Raw genomic sequence first — 20,209 nt, forward strand, 5'->3', positions numbered from 1 at the left:
TCGAACTCCGTTGGGTCGCAGTGGCCTGGGTGGTTCGTAGTTCGCGGTCCGGCGGAGAGTCCGTCGGCAGTAGTGGTCCAGGAGAGCAAGGGGAGATGGCGAGCACCGTCACCTCGCGCCGCAAGCAGCTCGGCAATGAGCTCAGGCATGCTCGAAACGCCGCGAAGATGACGCAGCAGCAAGTCGCCGAGGTACTCGGCTGCACCCAGGGCAAGGTCAACAAGATCGAGTCCGGTGCGGTGGGGGTCAAGCTCGGAGATGTGCGGACCATGCTGAACGCGTTCGGGATCAACGGCGAAGAAGCCGACACTCTGATGAACCTGGCCCGGGCCGCGGCCGGGCAGCGCGGCCATTGGTCGGGCTACCGGTCGGTGGTGCCGCACTGGTTCCGCACCTTCACCGACCTCGAGCCCGCCGCCGCGGAGATCCTTACCTGGCACGGCGAGCGGGTGCCGGGGCCGCTGCAGTCCGAGCACTACATGCTCAAGCAGTTCACCGAGGCGGGAGCCACCGACGTCACGTCGCTGGTGCGCAACCGGCTCGACCGCAAGGCGGTGTTCGACCAGCAGCAGCCGCCGTACTACCGGTTCATCATCAGCGAGGGCGCGCTGCGCCGCGCACCCGGCGGGTTCGCGCCCGCGGTGATGCTGGACCAGGTGGAGCACCTGCTCGCGCTCGACCGGCACCCGCGCGTCTACGTGCACGTGCTGCCGTTCGGCGCGAAGCTCGCCGCGGTGCCCAACGACTTCACGATCATGCGGTTCCCGGACCGCACCCGCGACTTCGTCTACATCGAACACTCCGCGGGCGGGCTGTACCTCGACGACGTGAAGGACTTCAACATCTTCGTGGACTCGTGGGACCGGCTGCGCGGCGCTGCCTTGGAGCGGGGCGAGACGCGGCAGTTCCTCAAGGAGCTGGCGGAAAGCTACCGTTCGCAGATGATGTGACCAGTGCTTCGAGCACGGGCACGGTGGCTTCGGCGGCGGGCAGGGCGTTGATCTCCGTCTGCACGCGTCGCGCGGCCTCGCGGTAGCCGGGATCGGCGAGCATCTCCGCGGCGGCTTGGCCGATTTCGTCCGGAGTGGACGTTTCCGGGTCGAGTGCGCGGCCGACGTTCAGCGCGGTGCAGCGCCGGGCGTTGCCGGGCTGGTCGGCGCCCATCGGGAAGAGCAGCGACGGCAGCCCGTGCGAGAGCGCGCCGATCACGCTGCCGGACCCGGCGTGCGAGATCATCAAATCGAGGCGCGGCAACAGTTCGGCCTGCGGGACGAACCGTTCCACCCGGACGTGCGCCGGTTGCGGTCCGAACTCGGCGGGGTCGATCTGGGTGCCGACGGTGGCGGTCACCTCGGCGTCCAACTGGCCCAGCCCGGCGAGGGTGCGCTCGATGAGGTCGCCGGACTCGAGGTTGAAGTTGGTGCCGAGCGTGAAGTACACGCGCGGCTTTCCGGCGGGCTGCCGGGGCGCGACCGGATCTCCTTGGCGGAACGAGAAAGTGCCGGGCGGCAGCGGCGAACTGGGGTCGCGGAAGGACGGCGGGAGCGGCGAAAGCACCTGGCCGCGGGTCAGCATTTCGAGCTCCGGGTCGTCCGGCAGACCGTGCGCGGCGCGGGCCTCAGCGAGCGGTTCGGCGAGGAGTTCCTTGCGCAGCAACGTTCCCGCAGCGAGCACCAGGACGGTGGCGCACGGCAATCCCAGCGCCTCGGCGGCGATCGCGCCGGAGAAATCCACCTCGTCCCGGACGATCAGGTCCGGCCGCCATTCCCGAGCCAGCTCCAGCAGCACCGGCACGTGTTCGCGCGTCGCGCGGCGGGCGAACAGCTCCCGGATTTCCCAGTCGTCGCGCGCCGGATCGACCGGCGGCATCGGCTGACGCGTCACCTCGGCTTCGCGTGGCTTGTTGACCGCGAAGGTCGTGAATCCGGCTTTGGCGAGCGCGGGCACGTGCGAACCGCCGCCCGCGACGGCTACGGTGTGGCCGCGCGCGGCAAGCGCCCGCGCGACCGGTGCCATCGGATCCCAGTGGCCGCGACCGCCGACGAACGAGAAAAGAATGCGCATCCACCGCAACCTAGTGGCCCGGATGTACTTCAGTCGTGGCATTTTCGGGCGGTTGCCGGGGGCGGCGGCGCGCGGCCGCGGCGAGTGGGCACACTGGTACCCGCACGGAAGGGGAAGCTGATGACTCAGGCACCGGATCCGGAAGCCCCGGAGGGCGTCGACCTCGATCGGCCGAACGCGGCGCGGATTTACGACTGGTTCCTCGGCGGCACCGCGAACTGGGCGATCGACCGCGAGTTCGGCGAACGGGCGGTCCAGACCTTTCCGATGATCAAGACCATCGCCAGGGCGGGCCGCGAGTTCCTCGGCCGCGGCGTGCGGTACATGGCCGAACAGGGCGTCGACCAGTTCCTCGACATCGGCTCCGGCGTGCCCACGGTCGGCAACGTGCACGAGATCGCCACGTCGGTGAACCCGAACGCGCGCTGTGTCTATGTCGACAACGAGCCGGTGGCCGTCGCGCATTCGCAGATCCTGCTGGAACGCGAGGGCGTCGCCGACCGCCACGCGGTGCTGCAGGGCGACCTGCGCAACCCGGCCGACGTCTGGCCGCGCGCGCTCGACACCGGCGTACTCGACCCGAAGCGCCCGATCGGGCTGATCATGGTCGGAGTGCTGTACTTCATCGGCCGCGACGAGCCTGCGCTGGAGATCGTGCAGAAGTACCTGTCGCTGCTGCCGTCCGGCTCGTACTTCCTGTCCTCGCACCTGACCGACGACGGCGTGCCGACGAACGACGGCGAACGCCGCGACGCGATCCACAAGCAGTACCAGCAGTCGAGCACGCCGTTCCACTACCGCTCGCGCGCGGAGTTCGGCGAGTTCTTCTCCGGGCTGGAACTGGTGGAGCCGGGCATCTCGTGGGTGTCGGACTGGCATCCGGAGGCGGGCGACACGACGGCGGGCGCGCGGATGGCGGACGATCCTTCGTTCAGCGGCGGGATTTGCGCTCTGGGCCGCAAGCCCTGACGCTGCTGTTCCCGCTCGCTTCGCTGTGAGCTGCGGGCGCACGATGCCTTCGCCGGGAACGAAGCCACATCGGGCGCCTCTGTCGCGCCGATGCGGCACCGGATCGTGCGCGGCATGGTCTAGACCGGAGGTAGTGGTCTGGACCTGCGTGCGGCACTGGGTCCCGGATGGTTCCGGATACGAAAACGCTCCCCGGGCAAGGAATTCCGGGGAGCGTGGACGATGCGGGTTTCGGCTCAGCCGAGCCCGTGGAGAATCGGTACTCGTGTCTCGCGACGGTGGCGGGTGGAGTGGACGGTGTCCGCTTGGCGCGGAGCCGGTACTTCGATCTCGGTGTCCACAACCATCGGGCTGCGCAGCGGGGCCTGGATCAGGCTGAACCCGAACCGGTTGCGCAATTCGTGATTGATCCCACGCCGGCCGCGAGTGTGTTCGTCCTCACGGCGGAAAAGCGTGGTGAGCCGGACGGCCATGGGATCACACCCCCAGTTCGGATAACGGGAACCGGCGCGGGTCGGCGCCGGCCGGATCGGGGTGGTTCGTGCTCGGCGGGTCAACGCCGGGCACCAGGGAAACCGCTCCGTTGCGGCGTCTCCGCAGGGTCGTCGCAGCACCTGGACCAGCGCCGATTCCGGCGAGGCTGGCGGAGGGGCTCGCCGGTCCGCCCGGGTCGGCTCGCATCCGCACTCCTCCCGATATCTCGCGGCTGTTCCGCCGCCCGGGCCGGGTGCCCGGGCCGGTGCTGCCGGTGTTGGGCTGAATGTCGCAAGGCATTCACCCACCACTGACGCCCCGATCGCTGCGATTAATCCTACTCCTGGAATAATCTTCATGTCGAGATCGGGTCGAGTTGATCACCCGCTTGGCCCTGCGGTTTGCTCCGTAGTGACGCAAAGAAGCCGGGGACGTGCATCAGAACGCACGCCCTGCACAAGGCTCGGAGGTGGACGACCCATGGCGGATTATCCGTCGCCCCAGGATTACGACCCGGACACGGCAGAGTCGCTGTTCGCGGCCGCAGCCTGGGCGAAGTCGTTCGCGAGCGAGCCCAACGGCGGGAACTGTGTCGAGGTCAACCTCTCCCGTCCCGGCCTGATCGGCGTGCGCGACACGAAGCTCGCCGCGAGCCCGGTGCTGGTGTTCGACCGTGGCGAGTGGGACGCCTTCCTCGTCGCGGTCAAGGCTGGTCAGTTCGACCTGCCGCCGAGCGAGTAGTCCACCACGACGAGGTCTCGACTGAGAGCAATTCGCAAACAGTCACTCGATCGAGTGGTGTGTGGATGGGCTCTGGTCACCGTGGGTGCCGGGCATTGTGGGCTCAATGTCGGTTTGGCGAGGGTCGTCGGCTGAGTAGGTTGAGCGGCCCGACCCCACGGAGCGCGCCATGACCCCACTCCACTACCTCTCGGCCGGCGAAGCACTGCGCCTCTTCCGGACCCGGCAGCTGTCGCCGGTGGAGTTGATGCGCGCGGTCGTGGAGCGGGCGGAGCGGGTCGAGCCGGACGTCAACGCGTTCGCCGAGCAGATGTTCGAGCAGGCGCTGCGGGCAGCGGCCGTCGCGGAGAAGGAGTACGCGTCCGGCGGTCAGCCGAGGCCGCTCGAAGGGCTGCCTGTCGCGGCGAAGGAAGAACAGCCCCTGGCCGGGCATCCCGTCACTGACGGGACCCTCTTGCGCCCGCCCCAGGCGGCGGGGGAGACCGCGATCGGACTCAGCCGGATCCAGGCGGCCGGCGGGATCCTGCACGCTCGCACGACGACGTCCGAGTTCTGCTGCATGCCGCTGTCCCACACGCGGCGCTGGGGAACCACGCGCAATCCGTGGCACCTCGAGACCGCGGCGGGCGGCTCGTCCGGCGGTTCGGGGGCGGCGCTCGCGGCTGGAACTGCCTTCCTCGCCACCGGATCGGACATCGGCGGTTCGCTTCGCGCGCCCGCGTCCTTCACCGGCGTCGTGGGCTTCAAACCGCCGCACGGGCGCAACCCGGTCTTGCCGCCCGCCGGATTGGATACTTATTACCACCATGGCCCGATGGCCCGGACCGTTGCCGATTGCGCGCTCCTGCAGAACGTCATGGCGGGCGAAGATCCCCGTGACCCGCACTCGAGGCTTCCCGCGGCGCGGATTGAGCTGGGCGACGTGCGCGGGCTCCGCGTCGCGTGCTGTCCGATGCCGGGCGATTTCCCGGTGGCCGCGGAAGTCGCCGCCAACACCCGCGCTGTCGCGCACGCGCCGGCGTCTGCCGGTGCGGCGGTGACCGAGATCGAGCTCGACTGGACGCTCGACATGGTCAAACAGGCCTTGTGGGCGCATTTCGGGACGGGTTTGGCCGCCGAGGTCTTGGAGCTGGACCGGCAGAACCCGGGTGTCATTACCCCGTACTGCCAGGCTTTCGCGCGCAAAGGCGTCGAGAACATTGTGGACGCGGAAACCGGCCGCGCCGTCGAAGCGGCGATTCGCGAGCGCCTTGACACCGTGTTCGAGCGCTTCGACGCGCTCATCGTGCCGACCCTCGGTGCGACCGCTTTCGCTGCTGGCGAGGACTACCTTGTCGAGCAGGTCGTGGTCGATGGTGTTGCGCTGGAACACTTCTCGGACGCTTCGCTCACCCCGGCGTTCAATGTCGGCAGTGCACATCCGGTGCTCGCCGTCCCGTCCGGCTGGGCAAGCAATGGCGTGCCGACCGGGGTTCAGGTCGTCGCGGGCAAGTACGACGACGGCACGGCGTTCCGCGTCGGCGCGGCGATCGAGCAGACGGTGGGTGCCGGGTTCGCGCGGATTCCGTTAGCTGGACAGGAATTTCCGCAGATGCGCCACGACTTGTGAGGGTTGTTCCTCGGGGAGGAAGTGTCCGCAGTCTTCGAGGCCGATGCCGGTCACGTTGTCCGCGTAGTCGCGCCAGATGTCGAGCGTGGGAAGGCTGCCGAGCAGTCCGGCCTTGCCCCACATCGCCAGTACTGGCTGGGTGAGGCGCTTCCCGGCGGCGTAGTCGGCGTCGTCTAGTTCGGCGTCGTCCGGAAAGGAAGCGCGGTAGTCGTCGAAGCCGGCTCGGAGCGCGCCGGGTGCTTCGAAGGCGCGCACGTACTCGGCGACGTCCTCGGCGGGCAGCCCGTGGCGTTGGAAGGTCCAGCGCTCGAAGAAGTATCCGAGGTAGGCGGCGATGTTCTGGCCCGCCAGCAGTTCCGGCAGGTCCGGCTGAAGATGGAAAAGCCAGTGCCAGTAGGCCTTCGCGAGGTCTTTGTCGAGGCGACGCCACATCTCCCGGGTCGGCGCGATGTCCAGTACGGCCAGCCGTTCGACCTGGTCCGGACGGTCGAGCGCCCACCGATGCGCGACCCGCCCGCCGCGGTCGTGCCCCGCGACTGCGACCCGGTCGAATCCGAGCTGCTCGGCCAGCTTCGCGATGTCGGCGGCCATCGTGCGCTTGTCGTAGCCGGTGCGGGGCTTGTCGGTGCGCCCGTATCCGCGCAGGTCAGGGGCGATCACGGTGTATGTCTCGGCCAGCGGCCCGGCGACGCGATGCCAGCAGTGCGACGTCTGCGGCCAGCCGTGCAGGAGGAACAGCGGTGGACCGTCACCACCGCGGAGGTAGTGCATGCGCAGGTCGCCTGCTTGGGCCATGGCTGCTTCTAACCGGCTCATGGGGTTAGACGGTAGCGCGCGTTCTCACCGGTTTCAATGGTTAGAATGAGTGGCATGGATTGGGTGTTCGACGCTGGACGGCCGTGTCTGCACCTGGTGAACACGCTGCGCTCCCGGCATCTCCCCGAGGGCATCGAGCTGCTGACGGGTCCGGACGCACTGGCGGAATGGCTTGACCTGGCCGGATTCGGCCGCTTACGGGTGACCGCTGCCCAGTTGGCTGCTGCGAAGGGCCTGCGCGAGGCGGTGAACCGGCTGCTGACCGACAAACCGCTGGCCGCCGACGTCCGGCTGGTCAACGACGCGCTCGCGGCCGCCCCGGCACCGGACCGGCTGCTGGTGAAGGACGGTGTGCTGCGGCGGGAAGTGCCCCCTCCGGCGGACCCGGTAGCGACGGCGTTCGCCGTGCTGGCCGCTGACGCCGTCGACCTCGCTACCGGGGTAGAAGACATCCGCATCTGCTCGGCAGACGACTGTGGCCTGCGGTTTGTCGACACATCGCCTCGCCGGACGCGCCAGTGGTGCTCGATGTCCCGCTGCGGGAACCGGGCGAAGGCCCGAGCGCATTACGAGCGGACGAAGAACCGGTAAGCCCACGGGTGCGCGCGCAGCCACACGTTCAGCTTGCCGACCGATCTCATGAGGACGGTCCGCAGCGGCGGCGGTACCAAGGTGCCGAGAATTCTGGTCACGCGGCAGAAGCGGGAAAACTCGCGTGCGTCCTCCTCCGTCCATTGCAGACCGAGTCGGGCGCGCAGCTCTGGTGGCAGTGTCGCGCGGATCAGGAACATCTGTGCGCTTGAGTATCCTTTTTGGAGTCTCGACCACCGCCGATCGGACATGCGGGAGAACGGTTTCCGCACCGTGTCGATGGTCTCGAACAGCGTGCTGATCGTCTCGTTCGGACCGAACCCGGCGATCGTCTCCCGGTAGTACCGCTCGAAATCCGGCCAGGTCGGCGGCAGATCGCGCTCGCGCACACCGAGGATCCGGCCGATGCCGCACATCTGCGCGTAGTACTCGTCAAGCTCCGAAGCAGACAGTGGGCGGCCGAAGAACCGTTGTGCGTCAACGGGAGCCATTACCAGCGTCGCGTGCACCCACGCGTACGCGCCGGGATCGAGCGCGCTGTATCGACGGCCATCGGCGGTGCCGGTGAATGAGCGGTGCAGGTTCCGCAACCGTTCGGCCTCGACTTGAGCGCCCTTTGTCCCGCCGTAAACGTAAATCGACAGCGAAGCGACGGTGCGCATCAACCGGGTCCACGGGTCTTCGCGGTAGTCCGAATGATCCCGCACCCCGGCCGCGACGATCGGATGCGCGACCTGCAGTACGAGCACTTGTCCCGCGAGCAGCGCGTCGCGGAAGTCGCCGAAATAGCGCCAAGCCGCGGTACCGCGGACGACCGGCGGGGCCACGTCAGCCTCGCGCACCATGCAACAGCATCATCAACGGTTCGGCGGCCGGAACGTCCGTGCCAGTCGCGAGCCGACGCAACTGCAGCCCGGCGATCAGCGCGACCACCGGACCGGCCACCCGTTCCGGATCCGGCAGGCCGAGTGCGGTGAGGATCGTGATGGCCAATTCGTCATACGCGGCAAAGCATTTCGCGGACGCTTCGTGCAATCCGGGGTCGCGCGCGGCTTGCAGGTACAGCTCGTGCGGCGCGAGTTCGTCCGTGCCGAACGGCAGCTGCTTGATCACGTGCTCCACGACGGTCGCCGCTTGTTCGAGGCTCAAGCCCTGTTCCCGGTACGCCTCGACGATCCCCGCCAGTTTCGCCGTTTCCTCCTCGGCGAACAGCAGCATCGCCTCGCGCAGCAGTTCGGTCTGGCTCGGGAAGTGATAAGTCAGTGTGCCGAGCGAAACCCCGGCCGCGGCGACGATGCGCCGGTTGGTGAGCCCGCCGACGCCCTGTTCGCCGACCACTTTCAGGGTCGCGCGAAGGATCGCGTCGCGAGTGGTCACCACCCCGGCTCGGGACGTCGGTCCGGCCATCGCAGCTCCTCTTCCAGTTGCGCGGCAACGGAAATCAGCCGCTCCTCGGAATGCGACGGGCCGAGCAGCTGGGCGCCGAGCGGCAACCCGTCCGCGGTCAGCCCGGCGGGCACGTTCACCCCGGGCCAGCCCAGCACGTTCCACGGCCAAGCGTACGGGCACGCGGCGATCATCGACTGGTCGGTCTGCCAGCCGGAAAGCCCGTCGAAGGAACCGATCGGGGGCGGCGGGGTGGCAGTGGTCGGCGTGAGCAGGACGTCGATGTCGCCGAACATCCCGCCGATCCGGCGGCGCAGCACGGGTTCGAGCGCGCGGGCGAGTTTCAGCGCGGGCCCGGCGAGCAGGCCGCCTTGCTGGGCGTTGCTGCGAGTGCGCGGATCGAGCGCGGACGGCTCCGGCACGCGCCGGGCCCAATCCCGCACGCCGGTGAGCGAGCGGGGCAGGAAGGTGAGGCCGATCAGGCCGTATCCAGGTTCGACCGGAACGATTTCATGCCCCAGCCCGGCGAGCGTCTCGGCGGTTTCCCGCACCGCCGACTCGACGACTGGGTCGAGCCTGGTTTTGGTGGCGGTGAAGGGAATCCGGGTGGAAAGGCCGATCCGCAGCCGTCCTGGTTCGCGTTGGGCGGCGGCCTGGAACGAGGTGCCGGCGCCCGCGGTGACGTCGAGCAGGGTCGCCGCGTCGGCGACAGTCCGGGCGAGCGGGCCGAGCACGGTGAGGCCGTGGAAGAGTTCGCTGCCGGTCGGGATCCGGCCGCGCTGGGTTTTGATGCCCACCAGCCCGGTCCACGCAGCCGGGATGCGCACCGAACCCGCGCCGTCCGACCCGAGCGCGGCGGCCACGATCCCGGCCGCCACCGCCGCGGCGGATCCGCCGGACGACCCGCCCGGCGTGTGCCCGGGCTGCCACGGGTTGCGCGTCGCGCCGAAGGCGGTTCCCTCGGTGAACGGCCATTGGCCCAGCTCAGGCGTGTTGGTTTTGCCGATGATGACCGCGCCGGCCTGCTTGAGCTTCGCGACCGCGGGCGCGTCCTCCGTCGCCGCCGGGAACTCGCCGGGGCAGCCGAACGCGGTGGGCAGGCCGACGATGTCCACGTCGTCCTTGATCGCGACTGGCACCCCGAGCAATGGCGCGCGATCACCGTCGGCGCGGCGCTGATCAGCGTCGGCGGCCTCGGCGAGCGCGGCTTCGTCGCGCAGCACGCGGAACGCGTTGAGCACGGGCTGGCTCGCGTGCGCCCGCTTGAGCGCGAGTTCGGTCAGCTCCACGGCCGTGATTTCGCCTGCTTCGAGCGCGGCGGCCTGGGCAGCAAGGGTCGTGAACTCTGTCGTCGCGGAAGGCATCAGCGGCTCCCCGTCCTCTCGTTCGCTCGAACGAACGTAGCATGGCGCGAGCCGGGAAAGCACCCCTGACCTCGGCCGCGAAGTTCGGGCATGCTCGTAGTCGTGATCGATGACTTCGCGAAGGAGTACCTGCACAGCGACCTGAAAGAGGTCCGGCAGACGATGCTCCGCAAACTCGACGGATTGTCCGAGTACGCGATTCGCCGCCCGCTGACCTCGACCGGAACCAACCTGCTCGGCCTGGTCAAGCACCTGGCGGTCGCCGAGGCCCGGTACTTCGGCGAGGTTTTCGGACGTCCGTGTCCCGAGCCGGTTCCGCGGTGGGACGACCTCGAACAGCGCGGCCGCGACCTGTGGGCGACCGAGTACGAAAGCCGCGAGGAGATCACCAGCCGCTACCAGCGCGTCTGCGAACACTCCGACGCGACCATCGCCGCTCTCGCCATCGACTCGCCCGGCCACGTGCCGTGGTGGCCGCGGCCGGACGTGCTGTTGTTCAACGTCCTCGTCCACCTGCTGACCGAGACCAGCCGGCACGCCGGGCACGCCGACATCCTGCGCGAGCAGCTGGACGGCACGGTCGAGATGGACGCGGATGCCATGGCCAAAATCGGTCGGGACGCGGCGTTCTGGCAGGCCCGGCGAGCCGAAATCGAACGGGCAGCCAAGGCCGCGGACCCGGCCACGGCTGGATAAAGCCACCTAAACTGCACGTCACCAGCCCGGCCAGCGCACGGAGGATCGATGACGTTCGACTTCGCCCGGTTCCCCGCCTTCGACGCCTTTCCGCGCGCCGGTCTCCACCACGGACCGACGCCGCTGGTCCCGGCTCCGCGGCTCGGCGAAGCGCTCGGCATCCCCCGGCTGCTGCTCAAGCGCGACGACGTCCATCCGCTCGGCGTCGGCGGCAACAAGCTGCGCAAACTCGACTTCCACCTCGGCGCGGCGCTCGCCGACGGCGTCGACACGGTGATCACCTTCGGTGCGCTGCAGACCAACCACGGCCGGCAGACCGCCGCGGCGTGCGCCCGGCTTGGCTTGCGCTGCGAACTGGTGCTGATCGCTGAGGTGCCGCGCTCCGGCGACGCGTACGAGCGGTCCGGCAACGTCCCGCTCGACCTGCTCTTCGGCGCGCGGGTGCACATCTGCGCGTCCGACGCGGAAGCAGCCGCGACGTACGAACGGCTGCTCGCCGAAGCAGCGGACGAGGGCCGGAGCGTTAGGACGGTCCCAGTCGGTGGGTCCGACCCGCTCGGCGTTCTTGGCTATGTGGATGCCACTCGCGAGCTGGCTGTCCAGCTGGTGGAGCTGGGCCTGGACCAGGCCCGGATCGTCGGCCCGCACGCCAGCGGGGCAACGGCGGCCGGACTGGCACTCGGTACGGAGTCGCTCGGTTCGCTCGACCTGGACATCGCCTGCGTCAGCCACCCGCTGAACGAGGCTGTGGACAACTTGTCCCAGCTCACCGTCGGGGCCGCGGAGTTGCTTGGGATCGACCCACCGAAGCTGGAGCACGTGTGGCTCAACGACACGACGATCGGCGAGGGCTACGGCATCCCGGCGTCGGGGACCTGGGAAGCGATCCGGTTGTTCGGCCGCACGGAAGGCGTGGTGCTCGACCCAGTCTACACCGGAAAAGCCGCCGCCGCCCTGGTGGAATGGGCGGCGGCGGGCCGGTATTCGCCCGAGGAGACCGTCGTGTTCCTGCACACCGGCGGGCTGCCCGGATTGTTCGGTTACGCGCCCGAATTCATGGCCGAGGCGCGGAAGTAACGAGCACCGCGGCACGAGCGGTTTCGGTCCGCACCGCGATCCGGAGCAGGACCAGCAACAGGGCGACATTCGCGATCAGCGTGAGCCGCTGCGTCGCGCCCACCGGCAGCACCTCAGTGAGCACGTGGAAGGGCTGCACCCCGGCTTCGTCGAGGCGGACGAACAGGAAACTCACCGCGAACAGCCCGACCGCGGCGAGCCCGAACTTCAGCCAGCGCACCACGAACACGCGCTCCGCCGTGCCGCGCAACGGTTCCAGCATCGTGATCGCCGCGCCGGGCAGGCTCGCGAACGCGATCAGGCACGAGTACAGGTGGATGTCGCCGCTGAGCGGATTCGGGCTTTGCGGGTAACTGGCCGGAAAAACCGCGGCGACCGCCAACCCGAGCGCCCACAGCATGAGCAAAGCCTTGGTGCTGAACGTCATCGGCACGCCGCCGGCGATCAGCGCGCCGAGCACCGCGAGCGATCCGACGGCCACCGACAGCACGCTCGCCCCGAGCATGCCCTCCCCGCGGTCGGTGATCGTGTAGCTCGAAAGCGTGTCGTAGATCGGGTCGTGCGAGCTGATGATGTGCAGCACCGTGATCGTGAACAGCCCCCAGGCGATCGCAGCGAGCGCGGTCAGGCGCCATCCCCGGACGCCTCGTGAGTACCCCATGTAGCCAGATTGGCCGCTCCGCGGCGTTTCGTGATCAGGGAAAACCCCTGATTCAGCCCCTACCCCGCGAAGTCGGCGAGGACGAGCACCTGGTCGTCGTGCCGTTTGGCGCGCGGCCAGCGGACGGCGTGCGGGTCGTCGTTCTCCGCGGCGCGCACTGCGTCCAGTACTGCTTCGGGGCCTTTGTTTTTGGCTAGCTGCAGGACTTCCGGCCAGGTGAAGATGCCGTACTCGTCGACTCCGATCGCGACGCCGTCGGTAGCGATGAGGACGGCGTCGACGTCCTTGCGGGGCCAGCTGCGGCGGACTGCTTTGCGGGCCGCGGAGGGGTCGGCTTCGGCTACCCAGAAGCCGTCTTCGGCGTTGCGCCGGCGGCGGACGTCCTTGCCGGTTTGCAGGAGGCCGTTGTTGCGCAGGGAGATCAGGCGGTCATCGGACACTACGTCGGCGCCGAAGTGTCCAAAAGCGACGATGGGGCTGTCGGCCAGGACCAGTGCTTCGATTTCCTGGTCGCTCCAGCGGAGGATGGAGACGGTGCTGGAGGGGGAGTTTCCTGGCGTTAGGGCGTTGTTTTTGGCTACTGCGGTGATCGCGGTCGCCAGGGCGTCGCTGAGGTCTTGGTGGGGGGCTGTGCGTAGTTCTTGGGCCAGTTGGTCGCGGAGGAGGTGGGCGTACCAGCCGCCCGGGGGAAGGTCCGGGCTCGGGGAGGTGGCTCCGTCGAGGACCAGGATGGCTTGGTCCAGGAGGGCGATGTGGTCTTCGGTAGGGCGGGGGTGGCCGTCGGAACCGACTCCGGCTCGCTCGGCGGTCGAGATCTCGGGCACTTGGTGACTGTAGCTCGGGTTGTGTTGGGCGGGGGCTCGTCGCCTGGCGGCGACATCGGCCGTCTTGGGTTGCGTGGGGCACCCCGAAGTTTGATTGTGCTGACGGCCTGAGGGTGCTTGTCAAGGCGGGAAAGATGCCTTGACAAGCACCCGCCGCCCGCAGGGAGGCTTCGTATCGGGGTTGGGGGAAGGGCTGGGTGCCTCGCTGGTTGGGTGCGTCGGCTGCGGTTTCGCGGGAGTGGGGGCTAGCGCCCCAATGTGGCGTTGGGTGCATGTGACGCACCCAATGTGGCGTTGGGTGCGTGGGACGCACCCAATGTGGCGTTGGGTGCGTGGGACGCACCCAATGTGGCATTGGGGGGGCATCCCGGCAGTGGGCGGAGGAGGGCGTGAGGGGAATCCTGAGGGAAGGGTGGCCCTCGCGCACGCGAAAGCAGTGAAGGGGCCACTCGAGGACGGGGGTGTCAACTCGGGTTGACAGGGGCGGCATGTCAACCTAGATTGACATCATGACGGAAGCGACGGATTTGGCCGCTCGCGCCGGTGACCGGGATCCCCGGGTGGGGCTTCGGGCGGTGGCGGCGCTGAGGCGGTTGCTTGAGCAGTTGGAGGCGGTGCAGGTGCGCAGTGCGCGGATGCACGGCTGGTCTTGGCAGGACATCGCGGCCGAGTTGGGGGTCAGCCGGCAGGCCGTCCACAAGAAGTACGGGAGGCATTGATGTTCGAGAAGTTCACCCATGACGCCCGGAGAGCGGTGGTCGAGGCGCAGGCCGCGGCGCATGAGGCGGGGGCTCGCGAGATTTCCGCGCAGGCGGTTTTCGCTGGGCTGGCGCGGATCGAGAACGGCGAGGCCGTGCGGTTGCTGCGGAACCTCGGGGTGTCGCGCGAGGACGTCTTCGCTGAGCTTGCCCGGGTGCGCCGACGCGGCGGGATCAGCGACGCCGATGCCGAAGCGCTCACCGAGTTCGGCATCGATGTTGATCAGATTGTCGAACGGATCGAGCAGACGCATGGGCCGGGCGCGCTTGCTCAGGCGAGCCGGCCCACGCGGCGGAATCACTTGCCGTTCACCGAGGACGCGAAGAACGCGTTGCAGGCAAGCGTGCGGGAGGCGCATGAGCTTGGCGACAAACACCTGGGACAGGAGCATTTGCTGCTCGCGCTCGTGAAGCAGCGCGGTCCGGTCGCTGATTTCCTCGCGGCGCGCGGGATCGACTATCCGGCGGTCCGGCAGGCCGTCGGCAAGCGCTAATGCTGTTCTTGCTCGTACGCCCGGGTGCGCCAAGTGACCAGGGGGAGCAGGGCCTGGGTCAGCGGGCCGATGCTGAGGGCGTACAGCACGGTTCCGACGCCGACCGCGCCGCCGAGCAGCCAGCCCGCGGCCAGGACGAGTACCTCGATGCCGGTCCGGACCAGGCGGACGGACCAGCCGGTCCGGGCGTGCAGGCCGGTCATCAGGCCGTCGCGGGGGCCGGGGCCGAGGCGGGTGCCGACGTACACCGCGGTCGCGACGGCGTTCAGGACTACGCCGCCCACCAGCATCAGGATCTGCCACACGAGCACGTGCTGGTCGGGTAGCACGGCGCGCACGGCGTCGACCGCCACTGCGATCACCGCGATGTTCGCGACGGTGCCGATGCCGGGGCGCTGCCGCAGCGGGATCCACAGCAGCAGGACGAACACCGCCACGACGGCGCTGATCGTGCCGAATGTCAGCCCGGTGATCTTGGTCAGGCCGTCGTTCAGCACGTCCCACGGGTCGAGGCCGAGGCGGGCGCGGGTGAGCATGGCCATGCTCGCGCCGTAGAGCGCGAGGCCGGCGAGCAACTGGACGCCCCGGCGCGCAGGGGCTCGGCGAAGGCTGAGGGGACTGAGGTCGGTAACTGCCACTTCTCCACTATTGGCGCCAACTGGCCTGGTATGCCATGGCCAATGCGCGATAATTGGCCTTATGGAACCTCTGGGCGGCCGCATCTCGGGACGGCGATTGGCCATATTGCTAGGCGAATGGCGGCAGCGTGGCTCCCGGCAGGGTGCGACCGACCTCGCCGCGGCGGTCGAGTTGCACGTGCTCGACGGGCAGTTGCCGATCGGCACCCGGCTGCCCGCCGAGCGCGAACTCGCCGACGCGCTCGGCGTCAGCCGCACGCTGATCGGGGCGGCGCTCGACCGGCTCCGCGCGGACGGTCTCGTCGCCAGCCGTCGCGGAGCCGGGTCGTGGGTGGCTGGCGTGGGCAACCGCGACGAGGCCGAGGCGGTTCGCGACGACCTCCTCGACCTCGCGCGGGCCGCGCCGCCCGCTGTGCCTGGGCTGATGGCCGCGTTCGACACCGCACGGCGTGATCTGGTCGAGTACGTCAGCGGAAACGGCTACCTCACCGGCGGACTTCCTCGGCTGCGCGAGCGGATCGCCGAGCGCTACACCGCGCGTGGCCTGCCGACGTCGCCGGACCAGGTGCTGGTGACCTCCGGCGCGTACTCCGCGTTCGTGCTCTGCCTGCGGATGCTGAGCGGGCCCGGCGACCGGGTCCTGCTTGAGCAGCCGACGTATCCGAACGCCATCGACGCCGTCCGCGCGACGCATGCGTTGCCGGTGCCGGTCGCGCTCGACCCGGTGCACGGCTGGGACTTGCCGGGGATCGAGGCCGCGCTGCGCCAGGCCGCGCCGCGGTTCGGGTACCTCGTGGTGGACTTCCAGAATCCGACCGGCTTGCGCCTCGACGCGGCGGGCAGGGAACGGCTCGGCGGACTGCTCGCCCGGTCGCGGACGCCGGTGGTGGTCGACGAATCGTTGGTGGAACTGGACTACGAGGGCGATCCGGTGGACGGTCCGCCGCCGCTGGCCGCGTTCGGCGGGGATCTGGTGCTGAGCGTCGGATCGGCGGCGAAATCGCAGTGGGGCGGGTTGCGGCTGGGCTGGATCCGGGCGTCGACCGATCTGCTGGACCGGCTGCAGTCGTCGCGGTTCGCGGTCGACCTCGGCGCGCCGGTGTTCGACCAGCTCGTGCTGGCGGCGCTGCTCGAACCGGAGGGCTACCAGGTGCTCGCCCGGCGCCGGGCGGAATTCCGGGAGCAGCGGGACATCACGGTCGCGGCACTGCGCAAGTACTGTCCAGAGTGGACATTCCAGGTGCCGTCCGGCGGACTGTCGCTGTGGTGCCGGCTGCCGGAACCGATGAGCACCCGGCTGGCGGTGTCGGCGGCGAACCACGGGGTGCAAATCGCGCCGGGGTCGCGGTTCGGGGTGCACGGCGGGTTGGAACGCTGGCTGCGGCTGCCGTTCGGGCTGCCGCGCGAGCAGTTGCCGGAAGCGGTGCGGCGCGTAAGCGCGGCGGCGGCCTCGGTGCGCGGCTGCGCGGACGTGCCGGCGGAACGGATTTCGGTGACCTAGCGCGGTTTTCTCTCGGAAAAAGTGAACAGCCGGTGCACCGGATGGGATCCAGCCACTCCAGGGAGGGTGGCGGTCACCTGTCCGGCGCACCGGCCGATCGTCCGAGGCGCTTCCCGGCACAGCCCCTCGAAGTGCCGGGAAGCGCCCTCGGTTCAGGCGAGCTTCGGTTGGCGCAGGCTTTCGCTCGGCGCGGTGAGCGAAAGCCTCCGGAGCACGCCCGTGGTGGGTCCCGGCGCCGCGGGGGCAGCGCGGCGCCGGGACCAGGACCCGATCCGGCCGGGCGCGGTCGGCCGGTCGGGAAGTGCGGTCATGGTTCAGCCCCTGGATCGAAGTGGCACTAGTGCGAAGGGGTGAGCCCGGCGCAGCGAACGGGCGCGCGCGATCAAGAAGTTGATCTTGAGTGGACGGAGCTCTCCCCGGGTAACCGGTCGAGCGGTCAGTCCGGGGAGGTGGTCGGCAGGGCGGCGTCCCTGCCGGCGCCGTCGACCTCGTGGTCGCGGCTGACGCCGATGAGCTTGAGCTGAGTGACGGTGTCGCCGTCGCCGGACAGCGCGAACAGCTGGCGCAGACCGCCGTGCCCGTCGTGTCCCGGTGAGACAGTCGACGCGGGCGCGGCAGGAGCGGCTGGAGCCGCGGGAAGGCCTTCGCCGCCACCGCTGCTGCCGCCTCCGGCCTGGCTGCGTTCCTCGACCGGCGACGCGGGCAGGGTCTCCTGCTTGGCGGCGGGCTGCGCGGTGAGGACGCGGGCAGGCGCGGCGGCGTGTGCGACGGGCGCCTGCTTGCCGACCTTCACGACAACCGGCGCTTCAGGCTCTTTCGCCAGCTTGGTCGCCGGGACGGATGCGCTGACCGAGCCGCTGGCGACCGGTGCGGGTTCGACCGGGTGGACCGGCGGCTCGACGACCCGGACCGGCGCGGTGTCGATCACCGTGTCGACCGAGGTGACTGTGGTGTGCAGGGTCGTGCCGACGGTGTCGTCAACGGTTCCGAGGATGCCGTCGAGGAGCCCTGGCTGGCCGGATTCGGGGCTGCCGAGGAGCCCGCCCAGGAGGCCCGGGCCGGAATCGCGGCCGGAACCGCCGAGAAGACCGCCGAGGAGACCTTGGCGAGGCTCGCTGCTGGGAGTGGTGGCGTCGGACGAATCCTGGCTGGGTGCGCTGCTGATGCTGCTGAGCAAACCGGGCTGGGGCTCGGGATTGGTGCTGTTGGGCGAATCCTGGCTGGGCGCGTTGCCGACGCTGCTGAGCAGTCCAGGCTCGCGTTCGGGATTGCTGTTGGGCGAGCCCTGGCTGGGTGCGTTGCTCGTGCCGCTGAGCAGGCCGGGCTGGGATTCGGGATTGGTGCTGCTGGGCGAACTTTGACCGGGCTCGCCGCCCGTGCTGCCGACCAGGCCAGGCTGCGTGGTCGCTGCGGGCGCGGGGTCGCTCGCCGGTGCGTGGTGCTTCGCCTTGCCCGGGACTTTTGCCTTGGCGGGCTTGGTGATCTTGGTCGCGGGCCGCGTCACCGCGATGCTGGTGTGGTGGCCCGGGTCGTTTCCGGGCACCGTGGCCGGACGGAAGCTCACGTCCGGCCGGTAGTCGTCGGCGGAGACCTGGAACCGGTGGAGCGCGGCGCGCTTCGCGCTGGTCGCCGCTCCGGGCATGGCCCAGGTGAGGGTGCCGGACGTGGCCGTTCCGGCGTATCGGTGCTCCGGGTCGGTGTCGTGCGCCGAAGCGGCGGGGCGGTCGGCGTGGTCGTCCGTCGCCGCGTTCGCCTGCGACAACGCGGCCCCGAGCAGCCATCCGGCCAGGGTGAGCCCGCCCGCGACGGCGATCCGGGCGGCCGGCCGGGCGATTGGAGCCGCCCAGGCGCGCGGCCGCCGGCGCGCGCCCGCGCGCGCGAAAGAGGAGTTCCGCTCGGCGCGGTTCGCGGCGCGGTCGGCCATTCCGAGTAGCGCGGAACCCGCGGTCCCGAGTGGACTGGAGCCGGACGTCACGGGATGTGCGAGGCCGCGCGGATTCGCCATGCCGGTCACGCCACCACCACCGTCCGCGCCTGAAGCTCGTGCCACCGCACGAGACTGATCTTGCTGGGGCTGTCTTCCGGCCAGGTCGCAGGTCCCCCGGGGCTGCCCTCTTTCTAGCACCGGACGCGAGTGTTTCATCTCTCCCGCGCTCGATCCACCCCGTAAGGCGGAACGTCCGCACCGGCTCTGGTGTCCGATCCGCCCTAGTCGATCACCCTGCGTCGCTTCAACCGGGGCAGATGCGGCCATCCGGGCGGCCCGTCCGCGGCGCGAATTCGGGCGTTGACCCGATGTTTCGGCCACCGCGACACTCTCGGTATCTCCATTCCCGCAGGGACAAACCGGGATCGGACGGCAGTCGTCAGACGAGTTTCCGCAGGCGTTCGACAGCTTCGTCGATCACCTCGTTGCGCTTGCAGAACGCGAACCTCAGCAAATGTTTCCACTCGTCCGGGTGATCCGTGAACACCTTGACGGGTACCGCGGCGACTCCGGCGCGTTCCGGCAACGTCCAAGCGAGCTCGGCGGCGTCCTCGAAACCGAGCGGACGAACGTCAGCCGTCACGAAGTACGTCCCCGCGCTCGGCCGAACTGCGAATCCCGCATCGGCGAGACCGGCGGAAAGCCGATCTCGCTTCTCTTGCAGGCTCACGCGCAGGTTTTCGACCCACTCAAGCTCGTTGTCGAGCGCGTACGCGACGGCCGGCTGCAGCGGTCCGCCGGAGACGAACGTGATGAACTGCTTCGCCGCCTTCACCGCGGCCACCAGCTCCGGCGTCGAGCAGATCCAGCCGATCTTCCAGCCGGTGCAGTTGAAGGTTTTGCCCGCGCTCGAAATCGCGACGGTCCGCTCGCGCATCCCGGGGAACGACGCGAGCGGCAGGTGCTCGGCACCGTCGAAGACGAGGTGTTCGTAGACCTCGTCGGTGACCGCGATGAGGTCGTGCTCGACGCACAGCCGCGCGACTTCCTCCAGCTGCCCGCGCGAAAACACCGTGCCCGTGGGGTTGTGCGGCGAATTCAGCAGCACCGCGCGGGTTTTCGGGTTGATCGCGTCGCGGAGGGCGTCGAGGTCGAGTTCGAGCTGTCCGTTCTCGGTTTCGACCAGCCCGATGACGCGTCGCCGCGCGCCCGCCATCGCGACCGCGGCGGCGTACGAGTCGTAGTACGGCTCGACCACGATCACCTCGTCGCCGGCCTCGGTCAGCGCGATCAGCGACGCCGCGATGGCCTCGGTCGCACCCGCGGTGACCAGGATCTCCGTGTCCGGGTCGTAGCTGGCTCCATACCGCTGGCGGTGCCTGCCGATCGCGGCGCGCAGCTCCGGACGGCCCGGTCCCGGCGGGTATTGGTTGTCGCCGCCGAACAGCGAATTCTTCGCCGTTTCGAGCATTCCGGCGGGCCCGTCGGTGTCCGGGAAGCCCTGGCCGAGGTTGACCGCGTCGTGCCGGACGGCGAGCGCGGTCATCTCCGCGAAGACCGTCGAGGTGAACGGGCGGAGGCGGGGGACGAGAGCTGGTTCACGCACGAGAACGCATCCT

At 69.5% G+C, this 20,209-nt stretch carries 21 protein-coding genes; 10 read left to right on the forward strand and 11 right to left on the reverse strand.

All coding sequences use genetic code 11. The annotated features are described in order from the left end of the window. Positions 1-95 precede the first annotated feature (95 nt). Positions 96-950, forward strand: a complete 855-nt coding sequence (locus tag L3Q65_RS38390; RefSeq protein ID WP_093571970.1) for a helix-turn-helix transcriptional regulator — start codon at positions 96-98, stop codon at positions 948-950. Here L3Q65_RS38390 and L3Q65_RS47515 read toward each other — a convergent pair. Then, positions 910-2,064, reverse strand: a complete 1,155-nt coding sequence (locus L3Q65_RS47515; protein WP_304504533.1) for a glycosyltransferase — start codon at positions 2,062-2,064, stop codon at positions 910-912. The two genes, L3Q65_RS38390 and L3Q65_RS47515, sit on opposite strands and share 41 nt — an antisense overlap. Before the next feature lie 120 nt (positions 2,065-2,184). Here L3Q65_RS47515 and L3Q65_RS38405 point away from each other — a divergent pair, with 120 nt between their 5' ends. Then, entirely contained in the window at positions 2,185-3,033 is an 849-nt protein-coding gene (locus L3Q65_RS38405) for an SAM-dependent methyltransferase (protein WP_182893878.1), read from the forward strand. Between the two features lie 236 nt (positions 3,034-3,269). On the opposite strand, the gene L3Q65_RS38410 is transcribed toward L3Q65_RS38405, so the two are convergent. Beyond that, on the reverse strand, positions 3,270-3,506 hold the full coding sequence (locus L3Q65_RS38410) for a hypothetical protein (RefSeq protein WP_182893879.1): 237 nt from the start codon (positions 3,504-3,506) through the stop codon (positions 3,270-3,272). Positions 3,507-3,987: 481 nt separating this feature from the next. Here L3Q65_RS38410 and L3Q65_RS38415 point away from each other — a divergent pair, with 481 nt between their 5' ends. Both L3Q65_RS38415 and L3Q65_RS38420 read left to right on the forward strand, forming a co-directional pair. Next, positions 3,988-4,248 (forward strand): DUF397 domain-containing protein, encoded by a 261-nt coding sequence (locus L3Q65_RS38415; RefSeq protein WP_037712143.1) that lies wholly within the window; start codon positions 3,988-3,990, stop codon positions 4,246-4,248. Between the two features lie 169 nt (positions 4,249-4,417). Further along, positions 4,418-5,857 carry an amidase gene (locus L3Q65_RS38420; RefSeq protein WP_237597866.1) on the forward strand — a complete coding sequence of 480 codons (1,440 nt, stop codon included), beginning with the start codon at positions 4,418-4,420 and terminating at the stop codon, positions 5,855-5,857. Here the strand turns inward: L3Q65_RS38420 and L3Q65_RS38425 are convergent. Then, the gene (locus tag L3Q65_RS38425; protein WP_237597867.1) at positions 5,816-6,673 is read right to left on the reverse strand and encodes an alpha/beta fold hydrolase; all 858 of its coding nucleotides are present in this window, start codon (positions 6,671-6,673) and stop codon (positions 5,816-5,818) included. The genes L3Q65_RS38420 and L3Q65_RS38425 overlap by 42 nt on opposite strands. Before the next feature lie 54 nt (positions 6,674-6,727). Between L3Q65_RS38425 and L3Q65_RS38430 the strand changes: the two genes are divergently transcribed. Then, positions 6,728-7,264, forward strand: a complete 537-nt coding sequence (locus L3Q65_RS38430) for an ABATE domain-containing protein (protein WP_182893882.1) — start codon at positions 6,728-6,730, stop codon at positions 7,262-7,264. Here L3Q65_RS38430 and L3Q65_RS38435 read toward each other — a convergent pair. Genes L3Q65_RS38435 through L3Q65_RS38445 form a run of 3 tightly spaced genes read right to left on the reverse strand, consistent with a single transcriptional unit; the run spans position 7,240 to position 10,014 of the window. Next, positions 7,240-8,109, reverse strand: coding sequence for an oxygenase MpaB family protein (locus tag L3Q65_RS38435; RefSeq protein ID WP_237597868.1), 870 nt, complete (start codon positions 8,107-8,109; stop codon positions 7,240-7,242). The genes L3Q65_RS38430 and L3Q65_RS38435 overlap by 25 nt on opposite strands. After that, on the reverse strand, positions 8,093-8,671 hold the full coding sequence (locus tag L3Q65_RS38440) for a TetR/AcrR family transcriptional regulator (protein WP_067594867.1): 579 nt from the start codon (positions 8,669-8,671) through the stop codon (positions 8,093-8,095). Before L3Q65_RS38440 ends, L3Q65_RS38435 begins: the two co-directional genes overlap by 17 nt. Next, positions 8,638-10,014, reverse strand: coding sequence for an amidase (locus L3Q65_RS38445; RefSeq protein ID WP_237597869.1), 1,377 nt, complete (start codon positions 10,012-10,014; stop codon positions 8,638-8,640). Before L3Q65_RS38445 ends, L3Q65_RS38440 begins: the two co-directional genes overlap by 34 nt. Positions 10,015-10,104: 90 nt before the next feature. Between L3Q65_RS38445 and L3Q65_RS38450 the strand changes: the two genes are divergently transcribed. Further along, complete coding sequence (locus L3Q65_RS38450; protein WP_182893884.1) at positions 10,105-10,710, forward strand: DinB family protein; 606 nt, start codon at positions 10,105-10,107, stop codon at positions 10,708-10,710. Between the two features lie 48 nt (positions 10,711-10,758). Continuing rightward, entirely contained in the window at positions 10,759-11,787 is a 1,029-nt protein-coding gene (locus L3Q65_RS38455; protein WP_237597870.1) for a D-cysteine desulfhydrase family protein, read from the forward strand. Here the strand turns inward: L3Q65_RS38455 and L3Q65_RS38460 are convergent. Further along, a complete protein-coding gene (locus L3Q65_RS38460; RefSeq protein WP_182893886.1) occupies positions 11,765-12,448 on the reverse strand; it encodes a DUF998 domain-containing protein in 684 nt (227 codons plus the stop codon). The two genes, L3Q65_RS38455 and L3Q65_RS38460, sit on opposite strands and share 23 nt — an antisense overlap. 59 nt (positions 12,449-12,507) lie before the next feature. After that, the gene (locus L3Q65_RS38465) at positions 12,508-13,272 is read right to left on the reverse strand and encodes a protein phosphatase 2C domain-containing protein (protein ID WP_237597871.1); all 765 of its coding nucleotides are present in this window, start codon (positions 13,270-13,272) and stop codon (positions 12,508-12,510) included. Positions 13,273-13,781: 509 nt separating this feature from the next. Between L3Q65_RS38465 and L3Q65_RS38470 the strand changes: the two genes are divergently transcribed. Together L3Q65_RS38470 and L3Q65_RS38475 are read left to right on the forward strand one after the other, a co-directional pair. Beyond that, positions 13,782-13,991: a hypothetical protein gene (locus L3Q65_RS38470; protein ID WP_009071860.1), complete on the forward strand. Its 210-nt coding sequence runs from the start codon at positions 13,782-13,784 to the stop codon at positions 13,989-13,991. Next, positions 13,991-14,524 carry a Clp protease N-terminal domain-containing protein gene (locus L3Q65_RS38475; RefSeq protein WP_237597872.1) on the forward strand — a complete coding sequence of 178 codons (534 nt, stop codon included), beginning with the start codon at positions 13,991-13,993 and terminating at the stop codon, positions 14,522-14,524. Before L3Q65_RS38470 ends, L3Q65_RS38475 begins: the two co-directional genes overlap by 1 nt. Here the strand turns inward: L3Q65_RS38475 and L3Q65_RS38480 are convergent. Next, positions 14,521-15,162, reverse strand: coding sequence for a YitT family protein (locus tag L3Q65_RS38480; RefSeq protein ID WP_182893889.1), 642 nt, complete (start codon positions 15,160-15,162; stop codon positions 14,521-14,523). The two genes, L3Q65_RS38475 and L3Q65_RS38480, sit on opposite strands and share 4 nt — an antisense overlap. Before the next feature lie 61 nt (positions 15,163-15,223). On the opposite strand from L3Q65_RS38480, the gene L3Q65_RS38485 reads away from it, so the two are divergent. Continuing rightward, positions 15,224-16,663 carry a PLP-dependent aminotransferase family protein gene (locus L3Q65_RS38485; RefSeq protein ID WP_182893890.1) on the forward strand — a complete coding sequence of 480 codons (1,440 nt, stop codon included), beginning with the start codon at positions 15,224-15,226 and terminating at the stop codon, positions 16,661-16,663. 436 nt (positions 16,664-17,099) lie between these two features. On the opposite strand, the gene L3Q65_RS38490 is transcribed toward L3Q65_RS38485, so the two are convergent. Next, complete coding sequence (locus L3Q65_RS38490; protein WP_237597873.1) at positions 17,100-18,587, reverse strand: hypothetical protein; 1,488 nt, start codon at positions 18,585-18,587, stop codon at positions 17,100-17,102. A gap of 442 nt (positions 18,588-19,029) precedes the next feature. Beyond that, the gene (locus tag L3Q65_RS38495) at positions 19,030-20,196 is read right to left on the reverse strand and encodes a pyridoxal phosphate-dependent aminotransferase (protein ID WP_237597874.1); all 1,167 of its coding nucleotides are present in this window, start codon (positions 20,194-20,196) and stop codon (positions 19,030-19,032) included. Between the last annotated feature and the right edge of the window lie 13 nt (positions 20,197-20,209).

Origin of the sequence: Amycolatopsis sp. FU40 (assembly GCF_021903635.1) — a bacterium.
In the GTDB taxonomy this organism is placed as follows: Bacteria; Actinomycetota; Actinomycetes; order Mycobacteriales; family Pseudonocardiaceae; genus Amycolatopsis; species Amycolatopsis dendrobii.